Below are 24,261 nucleotides of genomic sequence, written 5' to 3'. Positions count from 1 at the left end.
CCGAGCAGCGGCAGCACGAAGAAGCGTGCCAGTTGCGCGAATGCCTCGCCACGGCCGATGGCCGGGCGCCCCTGGTTCAGGCGCGCGTAGAGCGCTTCGGCACGGCGCACCTGCTCGCTGTTGGGTTTGCTGCGCACCGACTCGTAGCCGACGACCCGGCCGTTTTCCTGGATGGGCGTGACATAGGCGCTGACCCAATAGTGATCGCCGTTCTTGCAGCGGTTCTTGACGATGCCCATCCAGCTGCGTCCGGATTTTAGGTAGTCCCACATATGAGCGAACACGGCAGGCGGCATATCCGGGTGACGCACTAGGTTGTGCGGGCTGCCGACCAATTCCTCGCGGGTAAATCCGCTGATCTCGGCGAACTCGTCGTTGCAGTACGTGATGATCCCGCGGGTATCGGTGGCGGAAATGAGGTGCTGTTCTGCTGGGAAACTGCGTTCGCGGCCGCTGAGTGGTTGATTGATTCGCATGGGGAGGGCTCACCTGAATGATAGGCACATCGATAGCCTGGGAGGCAGTGGGTCTAGTCGGCTCTGTAAGCTGATCGTTTAGTCAAACTTTTTCACATTAGCAGGCACCCCTCTTGATGCTCCCCCCATAGAGGGGGGGGCTAAAAGACAGGTGAACAGCCTGCTAGTCACAACTGTCGAAGAGTGCTCCCCCTTGATAGGTATTAGGGCTGGCAAACAGTTGTCGACCTGCGGCGGCAAAAGTTGAGTGCAGCACCTGGCCTTTCCGGTACGGTGCTGCCCCTATGTCTTACTCCGAACTCAGCGTTGAAGAGCGCGTCATTTAAATCGGTCATGCCCAAGGTTTCAGCCTGCGTAGGATTACCTGCTTGATCACCCGATCCCCTTCGACCATCAGCCGGGAGCTGCGCCGCAATCGAGGTGCCTGCGGTTGTTACTCGGCCCGTGCGGCCCGGCAGCAGATGCAGGCCCGCCGCTAGGTTTGTCGACCGATGCGAAAGCTGTTGCTGGGTAGCGAGCGCTTCGAGTTGGTGGCCCATCTGCTGCGTGAGCGTTTGTCTCCCGATCAGATTGCCCGCAAGCATGCGCAGCATGAAGACTCCCAACCTCAGAGAGGCCTACGTCTGTCGCAAGACGATCTATAACGCGATCTATGCCCTGCCGGTCGGTGAACTGCGCAAGGAGCTTATCATCTGCCTGCGCCAAAGCAAGACGACGCGCAGACCGCGCTATGGCGGTGTGGATCGGCGCGGCCTGATCCCTGAGATGGTCAGCATTCATGTGCGTCCGCCGGAGATCGAAGACCGGCTGATGCCGGGGTATTGGGAGGCGACCTGACCAAGGGTAAGGCTAACGCCTCGTCTGTAGGCACGTTGGTGGTGCGCGCCAGCGCCGACCCACAGAGAGCAGTTCCTGGTAGATATGGTGATATTGCACCGTGTTGCGCGGTCGGCTACCAGGCAGCGGCGCTTTCGGTCGGCCAGTTCACTTTGATGGTACCGCTCGGGTGTGGGATTTCCAGACAGATAGTCGATGACGCGGAATCCGACTTTGTCCCAATAGCCTGCAAGGACAGAGGAATGAAAGCAGGTTGCAGCGCCATGGCTTTCTGCGTGTGCACTCGGATCCATTTATGGACGAGGTTTGCGTTGAGGCTGTGGCTCAGCGCAACGCTGGCAATCGAGGCCCCGGGCTGGGCGCACTCTTGAATAATCTGGGCCTTGAAGGATTTGGAGTAGGAACGGCGTTGTGGCTGCATGAAAGACCCGCTTAAAAGGCTAGAAATGGTGTCCACTTAAATCAGGTGGACACCATCGCCTTTGGCGTCGGGGCCAGGAAGGTGTGTTGGCCGGACGGATACGCCTGAACGGCGACCTGATCGGGTGAAACAGCGCCCGGCTTCGTGCGGTACTCAACTGTCAGATGAGTGATCTCATGAACTGTCGCAAGCCGTTCTCGTATGTTTTGTGCATTCACTGCTGGGCTGCCTAGAACACTCACAATAGCGGCGCGGGCTTGCGGCCCTACCTGCCAGACATGAAGATCTATGATCGAAGCATCTCCCTGTCGCTCAACCAGTTCACGAATCTCTTCAGCGACATGATCATCTGTCTGGTCTAGCAATACACTCGCAGTCACCCGCATCAACGACCAAGCCCAGCGTGCGATGACAACTGCACCCACAATCCCCATTGCAGGGTCGAGCCAGACCCAACCAAGGTAACGACCAGCAAGCAGTGCTGCGATGGCCAGAACCGAAGTCAGTGCATCTGCAATGACGTGAATATAAGCAGAGCGCAGATTATTGTCATGACCATGTGCATGGTGAGATTCATCTTGGCCGTGGTCATGCCCATGGTGATGATTATGACCGCCAGACAGCAAAAGCGCGCTCACCACATTCACTGCTAATCCGACAATTGCGATAAGAGTCGCTGTCCCGAATTGCACTTGAGTCGGTTGAAAGAGACGAAATAGCGACTCTCCGGCAATTCCCAAAGAGACCAGTCCCAAAATCAGAGCAGATGCGAAGCCACCCAAGTCTCCAACCTTGCCAGTTCCAAAACTGTAGCGAGCATTTGAGGCATGTCTTTTTGCGTAACCGTAAGCAGCTGCGGCTATGCCAAGTGCTCCAGCGTGTGTTGCCATGTGAAATCCATCAGCAAGCAACGCCATTGAGCCAGTGAGATAACCTGCGGTGATTTCAGCAACCATCATTACGACGGTCAGAGCCACTACCCACAAGGTTCGCTTGGCGTTTTCTTCATGTGATTTCCCCAGGAACATATGGTCGTGGGAATAGTCGGTGTACGAATTACTCATCTGGGCAAATCCTATTTGGAATAGCGGCGAATGGCTTCGAGAAGCTCATCGACGCCTTTCGCTCTTTCTTCGTTGCTGAGTGTCGGATTCGCAACGTGTTCACGAGCGTGGTCTTCGATAATTTCATCCATCAGCCCATTGATAGCGCCACGGGCAGAAGCGACCAAAAGCAGGGTTTTCGAGCAGTCATCATCAGAGTCGAGTGCTCGCTCAATCGCCTGGACTTGCCCAGCGATTCGCTTTACACGCTTAAGAAGATTGTCTTTGCTTGATCTCATATGACCCATACCATACCCCCCCTACCTATATTGAGAGTATGTTCACACGTTCCAATCAGCCATACAACCCCAGGGACGCTCGCCGCCGGGATGGATATACCAACAGTTTCTTCAATCCACAAAAAAAGGCGCCACTAGGGCGCCTAAGCCGTCTCCAAACCAAAGGAGAAACAAGGAGACGGGGTGTATCGGGGATACCGGACAGTTGATGCCGATGGCTAATGCCCGTTAAAGGAGTTGCAGTGGATATTCAACAATCAGTCTGACCTCGTCCAAATCAGATTCGAAATCGGTAGCTCGTGTCGTTGCTTGGCGGACACGTAAAGACATGTCCTTCAGTGAGCCTGACTGGATGACATACTTAGCCTCGATGTCTCGCTCCCAACGCTTTTGGTCCTGCAATGGGGCACCGTCCGCTCCGCGACGCATGTACACGCTGTTTGCGTTGGAATAGTCCGCATCCCAACCCTTAGCGTAGCGGGTCATGAAGCTCAGACCGGGGATGCCGAAAGCCTGCATATCTAGATCGTAGCGCAGCTGCAAGGATTGCTCTTTCGGTGAGTTGAAATCGCTGTACTGAATGGAGTTATCCAAAAAAATTGAGTCGGACTGGCGAAGGTAGTCAAAGTCGTCGTTACCATTATTGCGCTGGTAACCAACGGTCACGGCGTGCGCTCCGAATTTGACCCCGGTCTTGCCGCTCCAGATCTTGTTATCGAAGCTTCCCAGAAGTTTTTCACCCTCATCAACCGCTCGGTAGTAATTAAAGCCGCCAATTAGCGATACGCTTTCTGAGAGTGGATAGCTCAATGTGGTGCCCGCGTAGTATTGGTTCCACACATCCTTGAATTGGCTGGTGTAAAGACTCACACCTACGTGTTCATTGACCGTGTAATCGCCCCCTAGATAAGCGATCCATGGAGCATCTACTACACCGGCGTAAAAAGTTGAAAAGCCGTCACGCATGCTACTGGAATTGGGTTGGCTCATCGCATGCAGCCGGCCCCCCTGAAGGGTCAGGCCTTTGATGCTGGTATTAGTGAACGTTGCACCCCGGAAACTCTCCGGGAGAAGTCGGGAATCCCCATAGGCAACGACAGGCGTCGATGGAAATACGTCGCCTACCTTGACGACTGTATCCAGGAAACGCACTTTTGCGGCCCCGCCTACTTTTGAGTAGGAGTCTTCAGGTTGGCCTTTGCTATTGTGCGGCAAGACATCGACTGAGCTACGGGCTCCCGAGCGACCATCACCTGAATCGAGCTTGAGGCCTTCCATTGCAAACGCATCAATGCCGAAGCCTACGGTACCTTGAGTAAAGCCTGATTCGAATCGGCCAATGATGCCATGAGCCCATTCGGCTGAGTAACCATTGCCCGTGGGGCTTGATTGACCCTTTCGATAATCACGATTGAGATAGAGATTCCGATTGAGAATACTAAAGGTGCTCCCCTCAATGAACCCTTCAGGCTTTTGCTCCACAGCTACTGCAACTTGCCCCATGCTCATGCCAAGGGAAATGAGAGAAAGACCATAAATGCTTTTATTGTTCATTTAACACTCCAGGCTTTAGCTTGGCAGAGTTTCTTTATGAAATATTTTTTATAATTATAAAAGCCACCAGCACGTGAGGATTTCTCCTACGTGCCGGCAGACATAATTTCATACAATAGATAACTCCAGCGTGACCTGAAAATTACTTCTGTGTCAGCGAACAGCAAGCAGGCTCAAAACATACCGAACAACCTTGCGCAGTCAGGGCTAACGCTAATTAACTTCCGTGAGGGCAGTTAGTACCCATAACCTTGTATTCCAAGGTGTTGAGCTTGCCCGCCGAATCTTCATAGGTCATGCGCGAAGGGGCTACGCCACAGGTTTTATTGGCTTGAGTGGTACTGATTACCTTCTGGACATCGAGGTTCATTCCGTATTCATAATGAACAACTTCAGGTGTCGCCTTTCCGTTTTCTAAGGCGTACTGCTCCATCGCCTTCTGGTTCTCTTGCATCATTCGACCATAAACACGGTCACCACCTCCTTCAGCCATGGCCAAAGAAGACATGGTCAAGATGGAAGCGGCAAAAACAACTTTTAATAATTTCATGATTTTCTCCTAGTGCTCACTTACTTCTGACTAGAGGATAACCAGTGATGCCTTTCAGGAAGCTGCCGCGAATATTACATATCTGTAAGGCCTCTCGTAGAGCTCGTGAGTTCAACTATTTAAAGTTTAGCTTTATTGGCAGAGCACGCTGAATGCATCATACGACCATCAGAAATCAACTCGTATCCCACCTGGAGCATCTAGAGATTTTTTATAAAAATGCATATCTTCCTATTATGAAAAGCGGCTTTGACCGCTACAGGCGGATGAATCGTTTGGGCGTAGCTAAATGAGACTACGAACGTGTCACAAAAGCCTCATGGGCTGCGGAAATTAGGCACTACGTAGAGCACCGAAAACGCAATCGGCAGGATGGTCTTTAACAGCAATACGGTCTCGGAGGATAGGTTTTTATCTTATCCTTAACGTCATCGAAGATGACATTGAAGCTGTGCAGCAGGCGCTCCGTTTGCAACATTTGATCGTGAAGGATCTCAAGCAGGACAGCACAAACTACTGCCTGCCCAAGGATAAAGATAAAGCCTTCGAATCTTGAGGTTGTTTTCTCCAGCACGACCAAACCCGCTGACGATATCGGCAGGGCGAGCATTTTGCCGTTGATGTCGCCCGAAGCTTCAATAGAAGTGATTTTTCGTTATGTCGTGGGGCGGTGGCGAGACTCGTCCGACTGGCGTACTGTGGACCATCGGCGGCGATGGGGCCAAGAAGGGTCGCCTCATAAACTTGGCTTGAACTCTTGCTGTGTGGATAGCCAGTTAACTGCGTACTCACTGCGTCGTCAATTTGAGCCGACCAAGTGCCATCTCTAATCCAACCCACACGAATTCGTCGCTCTCAAATACCCAAAGCTTCCAAATTCCTATTTCTTACTGCGCTCAAGACAGCCATCCGGTCTTCTGTACCTGAATCCATATCAGGTACGGTGCCATGCTCCAGATCCTTACCCACATTAGCGAAACGCGGCGCTGGCTGTTTTCACTGCTACTGTTCTTGTCAACTGCGTCCCACGCGGAGACGTGGGTCATTACAAACCGAGCACATCCAGTATCCGCACCTTCTGGCGCTCGCGTCATCTTCCTGGATGATCAGCAGCGCCTTGAAGAACAACTTTCCAACCAACTACCCGCCGATCCACGCCAGGCAGAAGCGGCCATTCAACGCTACCTTGTCAGCCCTGCAGGGAAGCATCTGCAAAACGAGTTGGCCCAAGCCCAGCAGGGCGTCATAGACGCCTGGAGCCTGCGAGTCGAAAAACTCCCAGCCGTGGTCGTAGATCGTCGCTACGTCGTGTACGGCGAGCCTGACGCAGCTAAAGCCGTCGCGTTGATTGAACGAGCACGGAGCCTGTCACGATGAGACGCTCACGTTTTGCGATCCGGCCTTTGTCGCTGGCTATCACTTTCAGCCTGTCATTCAGTGCATCGGCTGCGATCAACTCGGCAGCGATTATTGCCTCGACCCTGTCACCAACCTGCCTGGAGTACAAAGTGGTCGGCATCTGCTATTGGCTGCTCTGCACGCCATTCGGATGCAAAGTCAAAACCTCGACCAAGGTTCGTCACTACGTACCGGACGCTGTGGTGTCTGCATATGCGAATACCGGGATGAACCCTTGGATAGAGATGTCACCTCTTGGCACCCCGAATCCGATGGCCCAAGCGGGCAACGACGGCACTACCAATCACGTTGCAGAGAACAACATCATCAAATTTAAGGAAGCCGATGTCATCGGCCATCCAGGTGGTGCGGCGTTGAGTCAGTTTGCCAGCGCCTCGGGCTATGTATGCAAAGGCGCAACCTTACCGCTTGTGCCTTACTTTCTGAGCACCCTTGACCCCATTGCTTGGCGATACGGCGTCCCGGAATCCGTATACCCCGAAGCACTCATTCCGGGCATGCGCGAAGTCGGTAGCCTGCTCTCAGCAAGCAGCTGGGGGAACGTCTACCCGCGTAGCGGCTTCCTTAACCAGACTGACGACTACAAAACGGGCGCAGTTATTGCGCAGCGTGCCGGCGACGTGGTTACCCGCCCAGGCCAGGTCCATGTCTACTTGCCGATGCTCGCCCTTCCCTACCCCGGTTACTGGCCCGCAGGGCCGCTACGCGAAGGTGACGCCTCCACTGGTAAGTGGCAAGAGCTCACCCCAGTCCTCAACCCGACTTGCGCAACCTTTCCCACCATCGATCCGAACATCGATGCGCAGGATGGCGGCTACGCCTGGGCACTCTGGCGCCCTTATTCGTGTTGCCAGCGTCGAGGACAGACCTTCCTCGGCAGTACGGACTTCCAATGAAACAGCGATCGGAGCAAAGCATGAAACTCACTACCTTGGCGATAGGGCTCGCCTGCAGCCTCAGCAGTGCAATAGCGCTCTCTGCTGATCCAATCAACGTCTCCTCCTCCGGAAGCGTCATTGGGGACAACGTGCTGTATAGCATTGGCGGCGGCAACGCAGTCACCATGGGGAGCGCAGGCAACATGGATAGTATTTCTGTGGGAGGCGGTTGGAATACCAATCTAATCTGCGGAAACATGAGCCTGAGCACAACCCTTGAAAACCAATTGAATGGTGCCACTTCCGGCTTCAAAAACATCATGAGCTCGGTGGTACAGAGCGCCACCAGCGCCGTGGCTTCGCTGCCGGCACTGATTCTTCAACGTGCGAACCCGGCGCTATACAACCTCATCACCAACGGCATTTTGCAGGCCCGCCTGGACTTCGACCGCTCCAAAGGCACCTGCCGCGCCATTGGCGAAAAGATGGCGGATATCGCCGGTAACCAAATGGGCTGGGGCAAGCTTGCTGAAGGTCAGGCTATGAGTCAGGCGCTAACATCCAACACAGACGCAGTGTCGGCGGTGGAACAAGTCGAAAAGAAAGGTGGAAACGATGGCGTCACTTGGGTTGGTGGTGATAGAGCAGGTGGTTCCGGTCAGAAGCCAATTCGTATCGTAGGCGACGTCACCAAGGCGGGCTACAACCTTCTGAACAAGCGCGCGGCCGGCGACACCGCATCCATCAGTAAAGCGAACTGCAACAACGGCATGGTGTGCAATGTCTGGTCATCGCCCCAGGAAGCCACCACCTTTGCCAATCGTGTCCTGGGTGAACAACAACAGCAGACCTGTGACAGTTGCCCTAAAACGGTGACAGCCGCAGGCGTCGGCCTCACGCCGCTGATCCAGGAAACGTACGACACCAAGCTGAAGGCCCTGCAGGAACTGCTGAGCGGAAGCAAAACGCTGTCGCTAGAAAACCTGGAAGCAGCGAGCAGCAACTCGTTACCCATCACCCGAGGCGTTGTAGCAGCACTCAAGGATGAGCGCGACCAGGACGTACTCGCTCGCCGGCTTGCCTCCGAAGTCGCGTTGTCCGATGTGTTGGAGAAAGCTCTGACCCTACAGCGCACCTTGATGGCAGGCAGTCGGGAACCGAACGTCGCGGCTAATGACCTCGCCGTCCAGGCAGTCGGCCAGCAGAGCTCCTCGCTGCAACAGGAGATCGGCAACCTCAAAATGGAACTGGACATGCGTCAGCAGCTCGCGAAGAACTCGCCTCTGACCATCATTGAACGCAGCAAAGCACGGGCAGAAGACTCTCGTGGCGTGTCCCCGGGAGCCCCAGAAACGAATCGATTGGACCAGTTGCAGTCACCCGCCCAGAACAAACAGTGAGAAAGGCCATGACCGAAATACAGGAGCCTGTCGCCGCTCCCAACCGTTCGCTGGTTCGACGAACCGGGAGGAGCATTCTGCTTGTTCTGGGTGTTTTGCTCGCGACTGCCGCCCTCGTAGTCCTACTCAGCGCTGTCCTGATGAACATGTTCGACAGCGCCGAGCAATGGCAAGCCTGGCGCACCGACCACTATTGGCCGCTCTTTACCTGGCGCCTAATGCTTTATATCGCACTGACCGTTGCCTGGTTCAAATTCAAGGTACGGTTATCGAACTCAGAACGCTCGAAACGGCGCAAAGGCCTGTTGAAGATCGAGATAATGGTGATCTTATTATTTCTGATGGTTGAACTGAGCAAGGTGCTGTATCAGGCAGGGGGTGTTCTGTGACGCTCTACACCAATGACTATTTAGAGTACTACCTGACGTTGGTCGGTTGGATCATCAACAATGGTATCTGGGCGATGATTTCAGATACCGGTCTATTCGCCCTCCCCTTCTGCATCATCGTTATTCGAGAGTGGCTGAAAGTCCGTGGTGAGGGGGCCGATGAGGGCAACAAAGGCGTTCTCTCACTGGCACGTATCGAAACCAATATCTACGTTGGCTACATCGTAGTCGCATTCTTCGCTGTACCAGCCGTCAATGTGAGTTTTGATACCTTGGCATTTGACCAGAGTAGAGCTCAGCAATGTCAATACAACTTACCTAAACCCACAGACACAGGCTGGAACACAACATTCAGCTCACTGGCAGGAAAGAGTGCCCAGATGCCCATGTGGTGGGCATTAATGCATGCATTATCAAAGGGATTAACCAATGGCGCTGTAGCAGCAATTCCCTGCGGGACTGATTTACGGCAAGTACGCATGGAAGTTAGCAACACCAAGATCAACAACCCGCTATTGGCTCAGGAAATTGGCGACTTTACGCACGATTGCTATGGACCCTCCCGTGCCAGATTATTCATGCGCCAACCCGAATTGGGAGCGCAAGGGAATGACCCTCGTTTTGCGCAGGAACTCAGCTGGATTGGTTCGCACTATTTATTGAACACCTCGGGTTATTACGACACGGACTACTCCAAAACTCCAAGGGCATCATGGCCCTATAACGCATCTCGTGATGTGGGTTTACCACAAGTGGGTGGAGGTGGGGGCTATCCAACTTGCAAACAATGGTGGTCAGATAGCGGAGTGGGACTGCGGGACCGTATCAAGGCTCAAGTGTCGCCGGACCTCATGACCAAAATGCTCGGCTGGGCAAAGTGGTTGTCCCCGGACGAAGTCACTGACTCGCTTGTCCGGCAACTGGTCTCGCCGTCGAACCAGGTGAAAGGGGATGTTTATACGGACTACGGGGGACAAATCGACGGAACTGTGTGGAATGGTGCAGCCCGGGCAGCGGGGACTCTCGGGGTTGCATTAGGATCTATGGCCTATTTTCCAGCGATGGACATGGTTCGCCAGGCGCTACCGATGGTCATGGCGTTCTTGAAAATGGCGATGGTGATTTGCATTCCCTTGGTGCTAATCGTCGGGGCTTACCAACTAAAAGTGGCCATGACTATGTCCGTTGTTTTTTTCGCTCTGATATTCGTGGACTTTTGGTTTCAACTGGCTAGATGGGTCGATACCACGATATTGGACGCTTTATATGGAGCCGGTTCTCCGCATTTATCATTTGATCCTGTGATGGGTTTGAACACTGCCACCCAGGACGCAATCTTAAACTTCGTGATGGGCTCGATGTTCATCATCCTGCCAGTGTTTTGGATGGGCGCGCTGGGATGGGCAGGGGTGAGCGCAGGAAAAGCATTGGAAGGCCTTACCAGCGGAACAAAAGATGTTCAAAAGGCAGGTCAGGAAGGGGTGAATACTGTCAAACGTAGCGTTATGTAACGTAAGGGTCTCATATCATTGATATGAGACCCTTAATCATCGTCGTCTACACGTTGACCAGCAACATAGTACCCATAGCCATCGGGGCCATAGCATTGACCATACTCTATCTGGTTTCTGCGAGGCGTAGGTCTGTGATTCAACGCCCAGAGCCCTCCACCCAAAACCAAGGTAAATACTGCAACGCTGATAATCCCGCTGAAAATGTCTGCAGAAAAATATAGGAGTACGGCAGCCACAACCAGACGCTTGACCCAACGCAGGGTACGGTTCTGACTGCACCAAACGAGGCGCGCAGCCTGACCCAGGCCATAGCCTAAGCGACTTGCTACTCCCTGAGAGGTCTGTGCGGTCATGGTGCGTCTCCTTCTTACCCGGTCTAGGGGCGATTTGACATTACTTATAATACCGATTTTTCTATGCTGCAAGATCATGAGACAAACGGCCTTTGCCTTCAGCACCAGATGCCCCCCTTTCACAACAAAAATGGCCCAAAAGGTAAAAGGTTTTGTAGAAGCGAATGGAATGGTTCACAAGGGTAAAAGCCTTACCCGAAAGGGCCGCTTTCAGCGGGAAAAAGGTCCAATCTCATCAACGCATCTCGCGAGTCGAATAAACTTCAACTAACTCGTCTTCTGTAAAATTACTAAGCAAAGAAAAGTATTCAGCTCTGGACTCAACCGTCAACGGTTGGATAGAACCTAAATTAATAAGAGTTGAAACAGCCTCGTCAGGAGTCATTTCGCTAGTAAGTGGGGCTCTCTGCCCAGAGTAATAAACCTTGTCAGACGCAATAGCTACATCCAGCAGTTCACGTACTTCACCATAACGAGCGGAACGCGCAGCGGTTAGAAACACTCCATCAAAAATGACCAAGACGCTATCAACGTGAGGAATAATATATTTAGCTAAGGCGACAACCAGAGGAAGGTTGTTGTCCCACCTTGCTTCCTCATCATCAAGATCATTCCCTACACTAGCAAAAAGAATGATCTCATCACACTTATTGTCACGTATCAAATCACAAAGTGCCCAAACATTATCTGAGGTTGATTTCGTAGCGTAGCGAAGTGAAACCATCATTTTTTCCTCACATAGTCGATCTGCGGCCCCGTGCCCTTAGACCGAAACGACGATAATTCTGCATTCCTTTCTCCGTCACCACCATAGAAAGATGGCTCTTCGCCAAAAGAAATACCCGAGGCAACCAGTGATCCTTTCCCCTTGCTCGCCCCCCCTTTGATAGGAGAAAAGCCTGCCCCATGAATCATTTACGGAGCAGGCGATGTTCTCTATTTTCCGCCGCAATAAAGCGCTACCCGCCCAAAGCCCCTCCCCTAACGGTTTTATACAGCCGGCCTCTAGCCAAGCACTACTGGCATCGCCGCGCCGTCAGAAACTACTGGAGAACATTTGGCAGCGCGCATCGTTATCTCGCTCACAGTTTGTCGAGCTCTATAGGCGTCCACTTGAGCGCTACGCGGAGTTGGTCCAGCAGCTCCCTGCTTCGCAAAACCACCATCATGCACACCCTGGCGGCATGCTGGATCACGGGCTTGAAATCGTCGCCTATGCCTTGAAAATTCGACAGAGCTACCTGCTTCCTATAGGCGCACCGCCGGAGTCTCAATCAGCACAGGCTGAGGCCTGGACTGCCGCCGCGGCTTACGGCGCTCTGATACACGACCTCGGCAAGATCGCCGTCGACGTGCACGTCGAGCTGGCAGGAGGTAAAACCTGGCACCCGTGGCACGGCCCAATCGATCGTCCCTATCGATTCCGTTACGTGAAAGGACGCAACTACCAACTTCACGGAGCCGCTGCCGCACTGATCTACGCGCAGATCCTCTCCTCAGAAATCTTAGATTGGCTCAGTAATTTCCCCGAAGTGTGGTCGCAGTTAATCTTCATTTTGGCTGGTCAGTACGAACATGCCGGCATTTTGGGAGAGATCGTGGTCAAGGCCGATCAGGCGTCCGTCGCACAGGAGCTCGGTGGAAATCCAGCCCGCGCGCTGTCCGCGCCCAAACAGTCTTTGCAGCGTCAATTAGCAGATGGGTTGCGTCACCTGGTCCGAGATACATTCAAACTGAATCAACCCGATGGACAGTCAGATGGATGGCTGACACAGGATGCTCTTTGGCTGGTTAGCAAGCCTATTGCTGATCAATTGCGAGCCTATTTGCTGACCAAAGGCGTTGAAGGTGTACCCAGTACGAATGCGCCTTTCTTCAACATGCTGCAAGATCAGGGGGTAATCCAAACCAATGCCCAAGACAAGGCAATCTGGAAAGCCACGATAGACAATGGTCGTGGCTGGCGAAACACCTTCACCCTGCTGAAGCTCTCACCGGCACTGATCTGGAATGATCCAAGTGATCGGCCCACAGCTTACGCTGGGACTCTTGAGGTAGAAGCTGGCAACCCGGTAGAAGACTCTGCAGCTGAAAATACCGTCGCCACACCGGCCAAAAAGTTGCCTTCGGAAATTCAATCCAGCCCTGTGCCGGCGCCTTTAGCACCGGCACAGCCATCACCGTTCGAACTACCTCAGCATTCCTCGAGCAGTACAGATGAATTTGACGAGCTACTGGCGCTCCTTGGTAACATCAATGAGCCATCAGAAGACACCAAAAACAAAGCGGTCTCAGCGGCACATACCGCGCCTCCGAAACTGGATGAAATCCAGCCTTCCCAAACCTCCAATCAAGGAGGTGCGCCTTTAGCAATAATCGAAGAAGTCACTCCGATGCCTAGCAATAACACCGAGATCGGTCAGGGATTTGTTGAATGGCTTAAGAAAGGCATCGCATCCCGGACCATCATTATCAACGATACCAAAGCGCTGGTTCATACCGTAGCAGGGACCGCTATGCTGGTAACGCCTGGAATTTTCAAACGCTACGTCCTTGAATTCCCCCATATCGAACAGCAAGCCAAAGTACAGCAAGTCAGCGCCTGGCAGCTGGTTCAACGTAGTTTCGAGAAACAGAAACTTCATCGAAAAACGCATAAGAGTTTGAATATTTGGACCTGTGACGTTGTTGGACCTCGAAAATCCAAGCAGCTCAAGGGGTACTTACTACTAGACCCGCGAACAATCTTCTCTGAGGTCCCTTTCGACAATATCAGCCTGTCCTTGAAGTCAGAAGCAACGGAGCCGCCACAATGACGACGCCCTCGAATCTGACGGAGGAATACATCTTTGCCCATGATCTGCGGCCTGCCAGTGCAAAGATCTATCGCGCCTCGACCAAAGCACTACTCAAGCATTTCCGAACGGCCTCAGTTGAGGAGATCGATCATCGTGCGGTTCTGACATGGCGAAAAAAAGTCCTTGAGAACGGATTATCCAAACGCAGCTGGAACACCTATTCAAATCACCTTCGAACTGTTTGGGGCTACGCCATAGAACACGGCCTGATGACCCATACCACGATCAACCCATTCAAGAAAACCAGCGTTATCCCACCAAAGCGAGCCAGCAAGACAATCAATGGAGACGCCATCCAACGAGCACGCAACTGGCTCATATCCCTTGTAGGCCAAGAACGTTGTACGCATGAACGTAGCCAGATCACACCTGCCTGGTTCTGGCTCAGCGTCTTCGAGATGTTTTATTACACAGGCATACGTCTGAATGCCCTGCTGTGCCTGCGTTACAAAGATATCGACTGGGACAGCCAGATGATCTTGGTCCGCGGTGAAACAGAGAAGACCCATCGGGAGTTTTTCCTCCCCATTATGGAAGGACTCGCTCCACACTTATCCAGGATCTTGGGGGAGGCCGAGAAAATCGGTTTTTCACCAGACGATCAGCTGTTCAACGTCAACAGATTCTCTCGTCACTTCCATGGCAAGGAAATGAACATCGACCAGGTGGAGTCAATGTACGGCAAGCTCACCGATAAGATCGGCGTGCGCATGACCCCTCACCGCTTCAGGCACACATTAGCAACAGACTTGATGAAGCAGCCTGAGCGAAACATTCATCTCACGAAAAGCCTGCTGAATCATTCGAATCTAGCGACAACGATGAATTACATAGAGGCGGACTACGACCATATGCGTGCTGTTCTACATGAGCGGAGTCGGGCTCAGGGCGCTCTGAGCCGAGTGACACGGGTTGATCCAAGTGGCAAACCCTCTGCCCCCTTACCCGCCAAAATAGGTGTGCATTCACAGGAAACCGCTCAACCAGAGCCCAAGAAGCTGCCAGCTCCACAACAATCTAGCAGCACAGAGGTCAGTATTGATCGGCGGACCAAGTCGACTGGCCGAAGCGCGCTACAGAAGGCTCTCGAGCTCGCATCTGCGCAACTGCATCGCGAGTCAATGACATGCTCTATGGACCCACCAGTAGATCAAGTAGAGCAGAGTCTACTATTGACGCTAATGGCGAGCGGGCTTGGTGTCGGCACATTCAGGAAACGCACCTCAACTGAGCATTCAATGCGAAGCTCATCATTTTCCAGAGCATCGCCCTAGTACGCTCATAATCAAAGCGCACTGGCTATAGGGAATTCTGGTTGGCCAGAGGCTTTCGCATGCCCGGAATAAAGAACCAGGTCGAAATCCGGATTTTTTCCAGACGAACGGTACGACTTTGCTCAAGGCACAAAAAAAGGCGTCATAAAGACGCCTTTTTCATTAAATATGGTCGGGGTAGGGGGATTCGAACTCCCGACATCCTGCTCCCAAAGCAGGCGCGCTACCGGACTGCGCTATACCCCGGAATGCGCATCGCAAAGCCTATGCACATTGACATCATGACGAACCGAAACTACTGTTCGCCTCAGACGGCTGCATGTCTACGGCGATATCTAAGTGCTGTAACACTTTCCAAAACCGTAAAACCGCCTCTATCAGAGCTAGAACCTCTGATTCTAAGATTTGATTCCAGCGTCAACTGGTCTCAAAAATGGTGGGTCGTGTGGGATTCGAACCTACGACCAATTGGTTAAAAGCCAACTGCTCTACCAACTGAGCTAACGACCCAAATATGGTCGGGGTAGGGGGATTCGAACTCCCGACATCCTGCTCCCAAAGCAGGCGCGCTACCGGACTGCGCTATACCCCGGTTTGAAATTGGCTCCGTGACCAGGACTCGAACCTGGGACCCAATGATTAACAGTCATTTGCTCTACCGACTGAGCTATCACGGAACTACATATTTCAAAGTTACTGCTGTGTTGCTTCCTCTTCGACCCTGTCCGTATCGCTACGTTAGCGTCTCTGAGGCGCGCTATTCTACAATCTTAAAAACCCCTGTCAACCCTTTAAATTGCTTTTAAGACAATGATTTGCGCTTCTTTCTGATTTCTTCTTGGGGAGAAGAAACCCGTGGGCTGACGTTGCTGCGGGGCGCACTTTACAAGCCTTTGCCTTACAGTTCAACGCCCTATCGAAAAAAAAGGCCCCGCGATGCGGGGCCTTCTCTGTTTACGCCAAGCGCTGGGCTTAATGGAAGACGATTTCGTCGTCTTTCACCGTCGCCGTAACGCGAGTGCCAGGCATAAAGCTGCCCGACAGGATCAACTGCGCCAGTGGGTTCTCGATCCAGCGCTGGATCGCACGTTTAAGTGGCCGTGCGCCATACACTGGGTCGTAACCGACCGCGATCAGCTTATCCAACGCTTCGCCGCTCAGCTCCAGGTCCAGCTCGCGCTCAGCCAGGCGGCTACGCAGGCGGCCCAACTGGATCTCGGTGATGCCCGCGATCTGATCCCGCGCCAGAGGCTCGAAGATCACCACTTCGTCGACCCGGTTGATGAATTCCGGACGGAAGTGCGTGGTCAACGCGTCCATCACCGCCGCACGCTGGGCTTCACGATCACCCACCAATTCCTGGATCTGCGCAGAGCCCAGGTTGGAGGTCATCACGATCACCGTATTGCGGAAGTCCACCGTGCGCCCGTGGCTGTCCGTCAAGCGACCATCTTCGAGCACCTGCAGCAAGATGTTGAACACATCCGGGTGCGCCTTCTCGACCTCATCCAGCAGGATCACCGAGTAAGGCTTGCGCCGCACGGCTTCGGTCAGATAACCGCCCTCTTCATAGCCCACATAGCCTGGTGGAGCACCGATCAGGCGAGCCACCGAGTGTTTCTCCATGAATTCGGACATATCGATCCGCACCATGGCCTCTTCCGTATCAAAGAGGAACTCGGCCAACGCCTTGCACAACTCGGTCTTACCCACACCGGTCGGGCCCAGAAACATGAACGAGCCGCTTGGACGGTTCGGGTCGGACAAACCTGCCCGCGAACGCCGTACCGCGTTGGACACCGCCACCACCGCCTCTTCCTGGCCGATGACGCGCTGATGCAACAGGCTTTCCATCTTCAGCAGCTTGTCGCGCTCGCCTTCGAGCATCTTCGACACCGGAATACCGGTCCACTTGGAGACCACTTCGGCAATTTCTTCCTCGGTCACCTTGCTGCGCAGCAACTGGTTTTCAGGCTTACCGTGCTGGTCGACCATCTGCAGGCTGCGCTCCAGGTCCGGGATCACCCCGTACTGCAACTCGGCCATGCGGTTCAGGTCGCCTTTACGGCGCGCGGCTTCCAGTTCCTGGCGGGACTGCTCGATCTTTTGCTGGATCTGCGCCGAGCCCTGTACTTCGGCTTTTTCCGAGGTCCAGATTTCTTCGAGGTCCGAATACTCACGTTCCAGGCGGACAATTTCTTCCTGGAGTTTTTCCAGGCGCTTCTTGGCCGCTTCGTCCTCTTCTTTCTTCAGCGCCTGGGATTCGACTTTCAGTTGAATCAGGCGTCGATCCAAACGATCCAGCACTTCCGGCTTGGAGTCGATCTCCATGCGGATGCGGCTGGCCGCTTCGTCGATCAGGTCGATAGCCTTGTCCGGCAACTGACGATCAGTGATATAGCGGTGGCTCAACTTGGCCGCCGCAATGATCGCACCGTCGGTGATCGCCACCTTATGGTGGACCTCATAGCGCTCTTTCAGGCCACGCAGGATCGCGATGGTGTCTTCTTCGCTCGGCTCTTCCACCAGGACTTTCTGGAAGCGACGCTCAAGGGCTGCGTCCTTTTCGATGTACTGACGGTATTCGTTGAGCGTGGTCGCACCGACGCAGTGCAATTCCCCCCGCGCCAAGGCGGGTTTGAGCATATTGCCGGCATCCATGGAGCCTTCGCCTTTACCGGCGCCGACCATGGTGTGCAGTTCGTCGATAAACAGAATGATCTGCCCTTCCTGCTTCGACAATTCGTTAAGCAGGGATTTGAGGCGCTCTTCGAACTCACCCCGGAACTTGGCACCGGCAATCAGCGAGCCCATGTCCAGAGACAGCAGGCGCTTGCCTTTTAGGCCGTCTGGTACCTCGCCATTAATGATGCGCTGGGCCAAGCCCTCGGCAATCGCGGTCTTACCCACGCCAGGTTCACCGATCAGCACCGGGTTGTTCTTGGTGCGACGTTGCAACACCTGGATGGTGCGACGAATTTCATCGTCACGACCGATCACCGGGTCCAGCTTGCCTTCTTCGGCACGCTTGGTCAGGTCGACGGTGTATTTGTCCAGGGCCTGGCGCGACTCCTCGTGGTTGGGGTCGTTGACCGCTTCGCCGCCACGCAGGTTGTTGATGGCGTTTTCCAGGGCTTTCTTGCTCACGCCCTGCCCCAGCAACAATTTGCCGAGTTTGCTGTTGTCGTCCATGGCGGCGAGCAGCACCAGTTCGCTGGAGATGAACTGGTCACCTTTCTGCTGGGCCAGGCGGTCGGCCTGGTTGAGCAGGCGCGCCAGATCCTGGGACATATTCACGTCGCCGGTGGGGTTCTGGATTTTCGGCAGTTGGTCGAGCTCTTTGCTCAACTCCTTGCGCAGGCTGTTAACGTCAAAGCCCACCTGCATCAGCAAGGGTTTGATAGAGCCACCTTGCTGTTCCAGGAGCGCCTGCATCAAGTGCGCAGGCTCAATGGCCGGGTGGTCGAGGCCCACCGCCAAGGATTGAGAGTCAGACAAGGCCAACTGCAATTTGCTGGTTAAACGATCAATACGCATTAGTCACCTTCCTTTTGAGCAGGCCGGAGCTATGAACAAACACATCCTGAATGAAGAAACCTGCCAGATACCCTTATAGATGGGGTGGATTCTGGGCGTTTCAAGCGGCGGACGGTTGATACAGATCAGGACAGTCTAGCGTTCAAGCCAGATAAGGGAGGCGAATCGGCCCGTACGCGGGCTGCGGCGATAAGAAAAGAAACGCGGGTCGGTCACAGTGCACAAACCGCCACCATACACAGCGGTGACACCACGCGCGGCCAGGCGCAGGCGCGCCAGCTGGTAGATGTCGGCCATGAACTTGCCAGGGTTGTGGCTGGGAACAAAGGCTTGAGCGCTGGCCGGCAGTTGCTGCATGAATGCTTCACGTACTTCCGGGCCGACCTCAAAGGCTTGTGAGCCAATGGCAGGGCCGAGCCAGACCAGAACGTCTTCAGGGGCGGTATCCAGGCGTTCGAACGCGGCTTCCAGCACACCAGCCGCCAAGCCACGCCAACCGGCATGGGCTGCGGCGACCCGAGTGCCCGCCCGATTACAGAACAGCGCCGGCAGGCAATCGGCGGTCATGGATGCGCAGGCGATGCCAGGGGTGCTGGTCCAACTGCCATCTGCCTCGACAGTACGGCGCGGATCGGCCTCAACCACCTGAGTACCGTGGACTTGGCGCAACCAGGCAGGCTGGATATCGAAGGCGTCACTCAGGCGACGGCGATTTTCAAGGACGGCCTCAAGGCTGTCCTCGACATGATCGCCCAGGTTGAGGCTGTCGAACGGCGCCAGGCTGACGCCGCCCGCACGGGTGGTGACGCAGGCTTTTACCCGAGCCGGCGCGGGCCAGTCAGGTATCAGCCAGTCATTCATCCGACAAACGCCTCGCGATCCTGCTTGAGCAGCGACAACAGCCAGACCAGATCGTCTGGCAGTGGCGATTCCCAGCTCATGCGCTTACCGCTCGTCGGATGATCCAGTTCCAGGAAGCGTGCATGCAATGCCTGGCGCGGGAACGTCTTGAGCGACTCAACCATGGTCTGGCTGGCCGCCGGCGGAATACGGAAGCGGCCACCGTAGGCCGGGTCGCCGACCAACGGGAAGTTGATGTGCGCCATGTGCACGCGAATCTGGTGGGTACGCCCGGTTTCCAGCTTGACCCGCACATGGGTGTGGGAACGGAAACGCTCCAGCACACGGTAGTGGCTGACGGCTTGCTTGCCGCCCTCCATCACCGCCATACGCTGGCGCTGCTGGCCGTGACGACCAATGGGTGCGTTGATCTTGCCACCGGCCACAACAACGCCGATCACAATGCACTCATAGATGCGGCTGACGCTACGGCTCTGCAATTGCGTAACCAGTTGCGTCTGCGCCTGAATGGTCTTGGCTACCACCATAAGGCCGGTGGTGTCCTTGTCCAGACGGTGCACGATGCCGCAGCGCGGCACATTGATGATGTCCGGCACGTGGTGCAACAAGGCATTGAGCAAGGTGCCATCAGCGTGCCCGGCGGCCGGGTGAACCACCAGGCCTGCGGGTTTGTTGATGACCAGGATGTCGTCGTCTTCATAGACGATATCCAGCTCGATGTCCTGGGCGACCCATTCTCCCTGGGCTTCCTGCTCGGCAGTCAGCTCAAGAATCGCACCGCCATGGACTATGTCTCGCGGGCGGATAACCGCTCCATCCACAGTCAGGCGGCCGTCTTTGATCCAGGCGGAAAGGCGCGAGCGCGAGTGCTCAGCGAATAATTGTGCGGCGACTTGATCGAGGCGTTGGCCGCCCAATTCGGACGGCACCTCTGCGCGAAGTTCAATTTTATCGGACATGCTCAGACTAGGCGTGGCGTAGCCTTTGGTTTCGGCTGCGCGCTTGTGGTTAAATACGGCGTCTTTTGCCCCGAGGCTTTCAACGGGGCGCTCATCATAACAGGACGGCCCCGCCCAAGACAGCGGCCGTCATAGGGACGCAAGCCGCCATGCAAGTGAAACACCTGCTGCTGATCGCCATCCTCGCCATGACTGCTGCTTGCTCGTCAACAAAGGACGTCGTCGACGAAAACCTGAGCGAAGTCGAGCTGTACCAGCAAGCTCAGACAGACTTGGACAATAATAGCTTCACCAGCGCCACAGCGAAGCTGAAGGCATTGGAGTCGCGTTACCCGTTCGGCCGCTATGCCGACCAGGCCCAGCTTGAGCTGATCTACGCCAACTACAAGAACGCCGAGCCGGAAGCTGCCAAGTCCGCTGCCGAGCGTTTCATCCGCCTGCACCCGCAGCACCCGAACGTGGACTACGCCTACTACATGAAGGGCCTGACCTCGTTCGACCAGGACGTTGGCCTGCTGGCGCGCTTCCTGCCGCTGGACATGACCAAGCGCGACCCGGGTGCTGCCCGCGACTCCTATAACGAGTTCGCCCAGCTGACAAGCCGCTATCCCAACAGCCGCTACGCGCCGGACGCCAAGCAGCGCATGATCTACCTGCGCAACCTGCTGGCTTCGTACGAGATCCACGTGGCCCACTACTACCTGACCCGTCAGGCTTATGTGGCCGCCGCCAACCGTGGCCGCTACGTGGTGGAAAACTTCCAGGAAACCCCGTCCGTGGGTGACGGCCTGGCCGTGATGACCGAGGCTTACCAGCGTCTGCACCTGGACACACTGGCGACGACCAGCCTGGAAACCCTGAAGCTCAACTACCCTGACCACCCGAGCCTGAAAGACGGCCAGTTCGTGCCTCAGGTTGCCGAAGCGGACAACCGTTCGTGGCTGAGCAAGTACACCCTGGGCCTGATCGAGTCCCGTCCACCGCTGCCGCCGGGTGAAACCCGCGCCAACCAGGACGTGATCAAGATGTACCAGGACGCCAAGGACGCCATTCCTTCCGAGCTCAAGCCGCACGACGAGAACGGCGATGTGCTCGAAGAAGAAGAGCCGCAAGCCCTGGGCGATAACCAGGACCGCTCGTGGTTCAGCTACATGACCTTCGGTGTGTTCGACTGATTGTTCGACGCAACGCAAAAAGGGAGCTCTCAAGGAGCTCCCTTTTTTATGAGCGAGTATTTATTGCCCTGTGCGGCCGTGATCACCTTGGCTAAACTGGCGCATTCCTTGTCGAGAAATGCCCATCATGCTTCGTCTACTGTTCTGGATTGCCGTCATTGCCGCCGCGGTATGGTTCTGGCGCAAATTCAAAAACCCTGCCGCCCGTCAGCAACGGCCTGCTGAGCCGGATGCGGCCCTGATGGTGCGTTGCGCCCACTGTGGCGTGCACCTGCCGCAGGACCGCGCACTGAGTTCACGCCAGCAATGGTACTGCACCCAGGCGCACCTGGAGCAAGGGCCAAAGTCTATCCAGCGTTGAGGCGACCTGCGGGGGCGTAAGGCGCTGGATCGATGATCGGAGCCCGCGCCAGCAGCAAGTCGGTGAACAACTGGCAAGAGGCCGGTGCGAGTACCAGGCCATTGCGGTAATGCCCGCAATTGAGCCACAACCCCTTGAAGCCAGGGACCTCACCGATAAACGGTATACCTTCGGGTGAGCCAGGCCGCAAACCGGCCCAATGCCCGACTACCTCGGCGTCCGCCAAGGCGGGAATCAATTCCACCGCAGACGCCTTGAGGCTTTCCAGCGCGGTGCCGGTTGGCGTCTTGTCGAATCCTTCATGCTCCAACGTGCTGCCGATCAGGATGTGCCCATCCCGCCGCGGGATCGCATAGCGCCCCTTGGCCAGGACCATGCTGGATAAAAAGTCGGACGCGCATTTGTACAGGATCATTTGGCCTTTGACCGGCTCCACGGGCAGCGCCAGGCCCAGAGTACCCAGCAACTGCCCGCTCCAGGCGCCGGCCGCAAGCACCACCTGATCTCCCAAAACCAGGGCCGTAGCGGTATTCACACCCACCACCCTGCCGTCGCCGAGCACAAAGCCCGACACATCGCATTGCTCGTAAATCGTCACGTTCGGCAACGCCAGCAACGCCGCCTTCAGTGATTTGACCAGGCGCGGGTTGCGAACATTGGCCACGTCGGCCATGTAGATCGCCTGGGCGTAGCCGCCCCCCAGCACCGGCACGGCGTCATGGGCCGCCGACACGTCCACTTTGCTCAAGGGCCGCCCTTCACGCGCAGCCCAGGCCAGTGCATCCGCCTCGTCATCCAGGTCGAGCCAATACAAACCCGTGGTGTGAACCTCTGGATCGACGCCGGTGGCTGCAAACAGCCGTTGTGCCAGTTGCGGGTAGAAATCCTGGGACCAATGGGCCAAGGCAGTGACCGCCTGGCTATAGCGCCACGGATACAACGGCGAAACAATCCCACCGCCCGCCCAGGAAGACTCCTGCCCGAGCCCCCCGCGCTCCAGCAGCGTGACTGCCTGGCCCTCACTGGCGAGGTTGTACGCCGTCAACAGCCCGATTACTCCGCCGCCGACAATCACCACTTGCTGTTGCTTAGCCATCATTTGATCCAGCCGATAAACAGGGAAAGGCGCGCCCGGCGCCCACGCTTCAAGTACGCTCATCCTTGCCCCCAGCAGACCTTGGGCGACATTTCAGGCACCGCTCCCGGGTTGCTGCGCATACCGGTGCTGGTCAAGCTGAAGGCTGCGCACGCGTCGTTCGCCATGACCGAGTCCGCAGCAGGTGTGGCGAGCAGGTCAAAATCCTGGGGGTTCAGGACGACACTGATTCTATAGTGATCATTGCCCGCGCTGACGTCGTCTGCATCAATAAAAGTGCCATTTCTCGTATACGAACGCTCCAGATGCTGGGCCTGTTCGCTCAACAACGCGACGATCTGCGCCCGGTACACCTTTTTTACCTGGCCGAGGTACCCGGGGTACGCAATTCCCGCCAGCAACGCGATGATCGCCACCACGATCAATAACTCCATCAGGGTAAAACCCTGGCTCTCCTTGCCCATCCGATTGCTCCTTATTGAAGTTGCCGCCATAAGACCCGTCGAAACCTGACACGGCCGCCCTCCTCCACCCGTGCATAGACCGTCTCCAGCACCGTGCGCGATTGCCCCGCGAGCCCGACCGAGGTGACACGAAAAAGCGAGGCAGGGGAACGGGGCGGTAAATGAGCCAGCCCTTCACCCTCCCCGAGGGATTGAATGCCATAAAAACCATCCTTCAAGGCGAGCCAGGTGACTGCCGAGGCAGGATTCGTCCCGGCCGCCGTCAACGAAAAAGCCTCAGCGGGCGGCGCACAGCGGGTGATGGAGTGGCAGACAGGCATCGCATGACCAACCTTTTGCACGGCCGATTCCCCCAACCTCAGGCCGCTTTCGGCAGCTTGAAACGATTGATTGCGATGCCACAGGCTGCTCGCGACTTTTTGCTGGGAGACCGCAGCCTGTATCGAGGACAGCCCCACCTGCGACAGCACCAACAGGAACACCAGACTGATCAGCAGCACCATCCCGGTCTGCCGTACACGAATGCTACCCTGCATGGTCATT

Annotated in this window: 22 protein-coding genes, 4 tRNA genes and 2 pseudogenes; 10 read left to right on the top strand and 18 right to left on the bottom strand. The window is 55.4% G+C overall.

Annotated features, from left to right (window positions below):
* Window positions 1-146 precede the first annotated feature (146 nt).
* A pseudogene (locus MF6394_RS35100) lies at window positions 147-476 on the bottom strand (PAS domain-containing protein); the annotation flags it as partial.
* A gap of 326 nt (window positions 477-802) precedes the next feature.
* Here MF6394_RS35100 and MF6394_RS02890 point away from each other — a divergent pair.
* Window positions 803-1,366, top strand: a pseudogene (locus MF6394_RS02890) (IS30 family transposase); the annotation flags it as partial.
* A gap of 62 nt (window positions 1,367-1,428) precedes the next feature.
* Here the strand turns inward: MF6394_RS02890 and tnpA are convergent.
* The 5 genes from tnpA to MF6394_RS02865 all read right to left on the bottom strand — a co-directional run bounded on the left by tnpA (window position 1,429) and on the right by MF6394_RS02865 (window position 5,180).
* Window positions 1,429-1,734 (bottom strand): IS66-like element accessory protein TnpA, encoded by a 306-nt coding sequence (tnpA, locus tag MF6394_RS02885; RefSeq protein WP_047302739.1) that lies wholly within the window; start codon window positions 1,732-1,734, stop codon window positions 1,429-1,431.
* A gap of 41 nt (window positions 1,735-1,775) precedes the next feature.
* Complete coding sequence (gene dmeF / locus MF6394_RS02880) at window positions 1,776-2,798, bottom strand: CDF family Co(II)/Ni(II) efflux transporter DmeF (protein WP_078466173.1); 1,023 nt, start codon at window positions 2,796-2,798, stop codon at window positions 1,776-1,778.
* An 11-nt stretch (window positions 2,799-2,809) separates the two neighbouring features.
* Entirely contained in the window at window positions 2,810-3,085 is a 276-nt protein-coding gene (locus tag MF6394_RS02875) for a metal/formaldehyde-sensitive transcriptional repressor (protein WP_024073346.1), read from the bottom strand.
* A gap of 219 nt (window positions 3,086-3,304) precedes the next feature.
* Window positions 3,305-4,630, bottom strand: coding sequence for an OprD family porin (locus tag MF6394_RS02870; RefSeq protein ID WP_008432871.1), 1,326 nt, complete (start codon window positions 4,628-4,630; stop codon window positions 3,305-3,307).
* Window positions 4,631-4,847: 217 nt separating this feature from the next.
* Entirely contained in the window at window positions 4,848-5,180 is a 333-nt protein-coding gene (locus MF6394_RS02865; protein ID WP_008432869.1) for a DUF2790 domain-containing protein, read from the bottom strand.
* Window positions 5,181-6,128: 948 nt separating this feature from the next.
* On the opposite strand from MF6394_RS02865, the gene MF6394_RS02855 reads away from it, so the two are divergent.
* From MF6394_RS02855 to MF6394_RS02835, 5 genes are read left to right on the top strand one after another with little or no spacing between them, the layout of a single operon-like run.
* On the top strand, window positions 6,129-6,557 hold the full coding sequence (locus MF6394_RS02855; RefSeq protein ID WP_008432865.1) for a TIGR03757 family integrating conjugative element protein: 429 nt from the start codon (window positions 6,129-6,131) through the stop codon (window positions 6,555-6,557).
* Window positions 6,554-7,495: a TIGR03756 family integrating conjugative element protein gene (locus MF6394_RS02850; RefSeq protein ID WP_008432863.1), complete on the top strand. Its 942-nt coding sequence runs from the start codon at window positions 6,554-6,556 to the stop codon at window positions 7,493-7,495. Before MF6394_RS02855 ends, MF6394_RS02850 begins: the two co-directional genes overlap by 4 nt.
* A 20-nt stretch (window positions 7,496-7,515) precedes the next feature.
* Complete coding sequence (locus MF6394_RS02845) at window positions 7,516-8,877, top strand: integrating conjugative element protein (RefSeq protein WP_024073345.1); 1,362 nt, start codon at window positions 7,516-7,518, stop codon at window positions 8,875-8,877.
* An 8-nt stretch (window positions 8,878-8,885) separates the two neighbouring features.
* Entirely contained in the window at window positions 8,886-9,266 is a 381-nt protein-coding gene (locus tag MF6394_RS02840) for a hypothetical protein (RefSeq protein WP_008432858.1), read from the top strand.
* Window positions 9,263-10,777 (top strand): conjugal transfer protein TraG N-terminal domain-containing protein, encoded by a 1,515-nt coding sequence (locus MF6394_RS02835; protein WP_008432856.1) that lies wholly within the window; start codon window positions 9,263-9,265, stop codon window positions 10,775-10,777. Before MF6394_RS02840 ends, MF6394_RS02835 begins: the two co-directional genes overlap by 4 nt.
* 32 nt (window positions 10,778-10,809) lie before the next feature.
* Here the strand turns inward: MF6394_RS02835 and MF6394_RS02830 are convergent, their stop codons facing one another.
* Both MF6394_RS02830 and MF6394_RS02825 read right to left on the bottom strand, forming a co-directional pair.
* Window positions 10,810-11,133: an Ac45/VOA1 transmembrane domain-containing protein gene (locus tag MF6394_RS02830; protein ID WP_008432855.1), complete on the bottom strand. Its 324-nt coding sequence runs from the start codon at window positions 11,131-11,133 to the stop codon at window positions 10,810-10,812.
* A 235-nt stretch (window positions 11,134-11,368) separates the two neighbouring features.
* Window positions 11,369-11,857: a hypothetical protein gene (locus tag MF6394_RS02825; protein WP_019821334.1), complete on the bottom strand. Its 489-nt coding sequence runs from the start codon at window positions 11,855-11,857 to the stop codon at window positions 11,369-11,371.
* A gap of 205 nt (window positions 11,858-12,062) precedes the next feature.
* Between MF6394_RS02825 and mobH the strand changes: the two genes are divergently transcribed.
* Both mobH and MF6394_RS02815 read left to right on the top strand, forming a co-directional pair.
* Complete coding sequence (gene mobH, locus MF6394_RS02820; protein ID WP_044270808.1) at window positions 12,063-13,949, top strand: MobH family relaxase; 1,887 nt, start codon at window positions 12,063-12,065, stop codon at window positions 13,947-13,949.
* The gene (locus MF6394_RS02815; protein ID WP_008432853.1) at window positions 13,946-15,265 is read left to right on the top strand and encodes a site-specific integrase; all 1,320 of its coding nucleotides are present in this window, start codon (window positions 13,946-13,948) and stop codon (window positions 15,263-15,265) included. The genes mobH and MF6394_RS02815 overlap by 4 nt, the downstream gene beginning before the upstream one ends.
* 169 nt (window positions 15,266-15,434) lie before the next feature.
* Here MF6394_RS02815 and MF6394_RS02810 read toward each other — a convergent pair.
* From MF6394_RS02810 to rluD, 7 genes are all read right to left on the bottom strand, one after another.
* A tRNA-Pro gene (locus MF6394_RS02810) sits at window positions 15,435-15,511 on the bottom strand.
* Between the two features lie 188 nt (window positions 15,512-15,699).
* A tRNA-Lys gene (locus MF6394_RS02805) sits at window positions 15,700-15,775 on the bottom strand.
* 5 nt (window positions 15,776-15,780) lie between these two features.
* Window positions 15,781-15,857, bottom strand: a tRNA-Pro gene (locus tag MF6394_RS02800).
* Window positions 15,858-15,866: 9 nt separating this feature from the next.
* A tRNA-Asn gene (locus tag MF6394_RS02795) sits at window positions 15,867-15,942 on the bottom strand.
* A 295-nt stretch (window positions 15,943-16,237) separates the two neighbouring features.
* The gene (clpB, locus tag MF6394_RS02790) at window positions 16,238-18,802 is read right to left on the bottom strand and encodes an ATP-dependent chaperone ClpB (RefSeq protein WP_003188426.1); all 2,565 of its coding nucleotides are present in this window, start codon (window positions 18,800-18,802) and stop codon (window positions 16,238-16,240) included.
* Window positions 18,803-18,937: 135 nt separating this feature from the next.
* Window positions 18,938-19,663 carry a peptidoglycan editing factor PgeF gene (gene pgeF / locus MF6394_RS02785; protein ID WP_078466172.1) on the bottom strand — a complete coding sequence of 242 codons (726 nt, stop codon included), beginning with the start codon at window positions 19,661-19,663 and terminating at the stop codon, window positions 18,938-18,940.
* Window positions 19,660-20,622, bottom strand: a complete 963-nt coding sequence (gene rluD / locus MF6394_RS02780) for a 23S rRNA pseudouridine(1911/1915/1917) synthase RluD (protein WP_003188422.1) — start codon at window positions 20,620-20,622, stop codon at window positions 19,660-19,662. The genes pgeF and rluD overlap by 4 nt, the downstream gene beginning before the upstream one ends.
* A 149-nt stretch (window positions 20,623-20,771) precedes the next feature.
* Between rluD and MF6394_RS02775 the strand changes: the two genes are divergently transcribed.
* The gene (locus MF6394_RS02775; RefSeq protein ID WP_044270805.1) at window positions 20,772-21,797 is read left to right on the top strand and encodes an outer membrane protein assembly factor BamD; all 1,026 of its coding nucleotides are present in this window, start codon (window positions 20,772-20,774) and stop codon (window positions 21,795-21,797) included.
* 127 nt (window positions 21,798-21,924) lie between these two features.
* Window positions 21,925-22,158, top strand: coding sequence for a PP0621 family protein (locus tag MF6394_RS02770; protein WP_032897621.1), 234 nt, complete (start codon window positions 21,925-21,927; stop codon window positions 22,156-22,158).
* Here MF6394_RS02770 and thiO read toward each other — a convergent pair.
* From thiO to MF6394_RS02755, 3 genes are read right to left on the bottom strand one after another with little or no spacing between them, the layout of a single operon-like run.
* Window positions 22,145-23,254, bottom strand: a complete 1,110-nt coding sequence (thiO, locus tag MF6394_RS02765; protein ID WP_078466171.1) for a glycine oxidase ThiO — start codon at window positions 23,252-23,254, stop codon at window positions 22,145-22,147. The two genes, MF6394_RS02770 and thiO, sit on opposite strands and share 14 nt — an antisense overlap.
* Window positions 23,255-23,313: 59 nt before the next feature.
* Complete coding sequence (locus MF6394_RS02760) at window positions 23,314-23,718, bottom strand: type IV pilin protein (protein ID WP_078466170.1); 405 nt, start codon at window positions 23,716-23,718, stop codon at window positions 23,314-23,316.
* A gap of 11 nt (window positions 23,719-23,729) precedes the next feature.
* Window positions 23,730-24,260: a pilus assembly PilX family protein gene (locus MF6394_RS02755; protein WP_044270801.1), complete on the bottom strand. Its 531-nt coding sequence runs from the start codon at window positions 24,258-24,260 to the stop codon at window positions 23,730-23,732.
* Between the last annotated feature and the right edge of the window lies 1 nt (window position 24,261).

This window comes from Pseudomonas sp. MF6394 (assembly GCF_002018845.1).
In the GTDB taxonomy this organism is placed as follows: Bacteria; Pseudomonadota; Gammaproteobacteria; order Pseudomonadales; family Pseudomonadaceae; genus Aquipseudomonas; species Aquipseudomonas lactis.
Note: the sequence above shows the minus strand (reverse complement) of the source record. Positions and strands in the feature narration are given on the sequence as shown.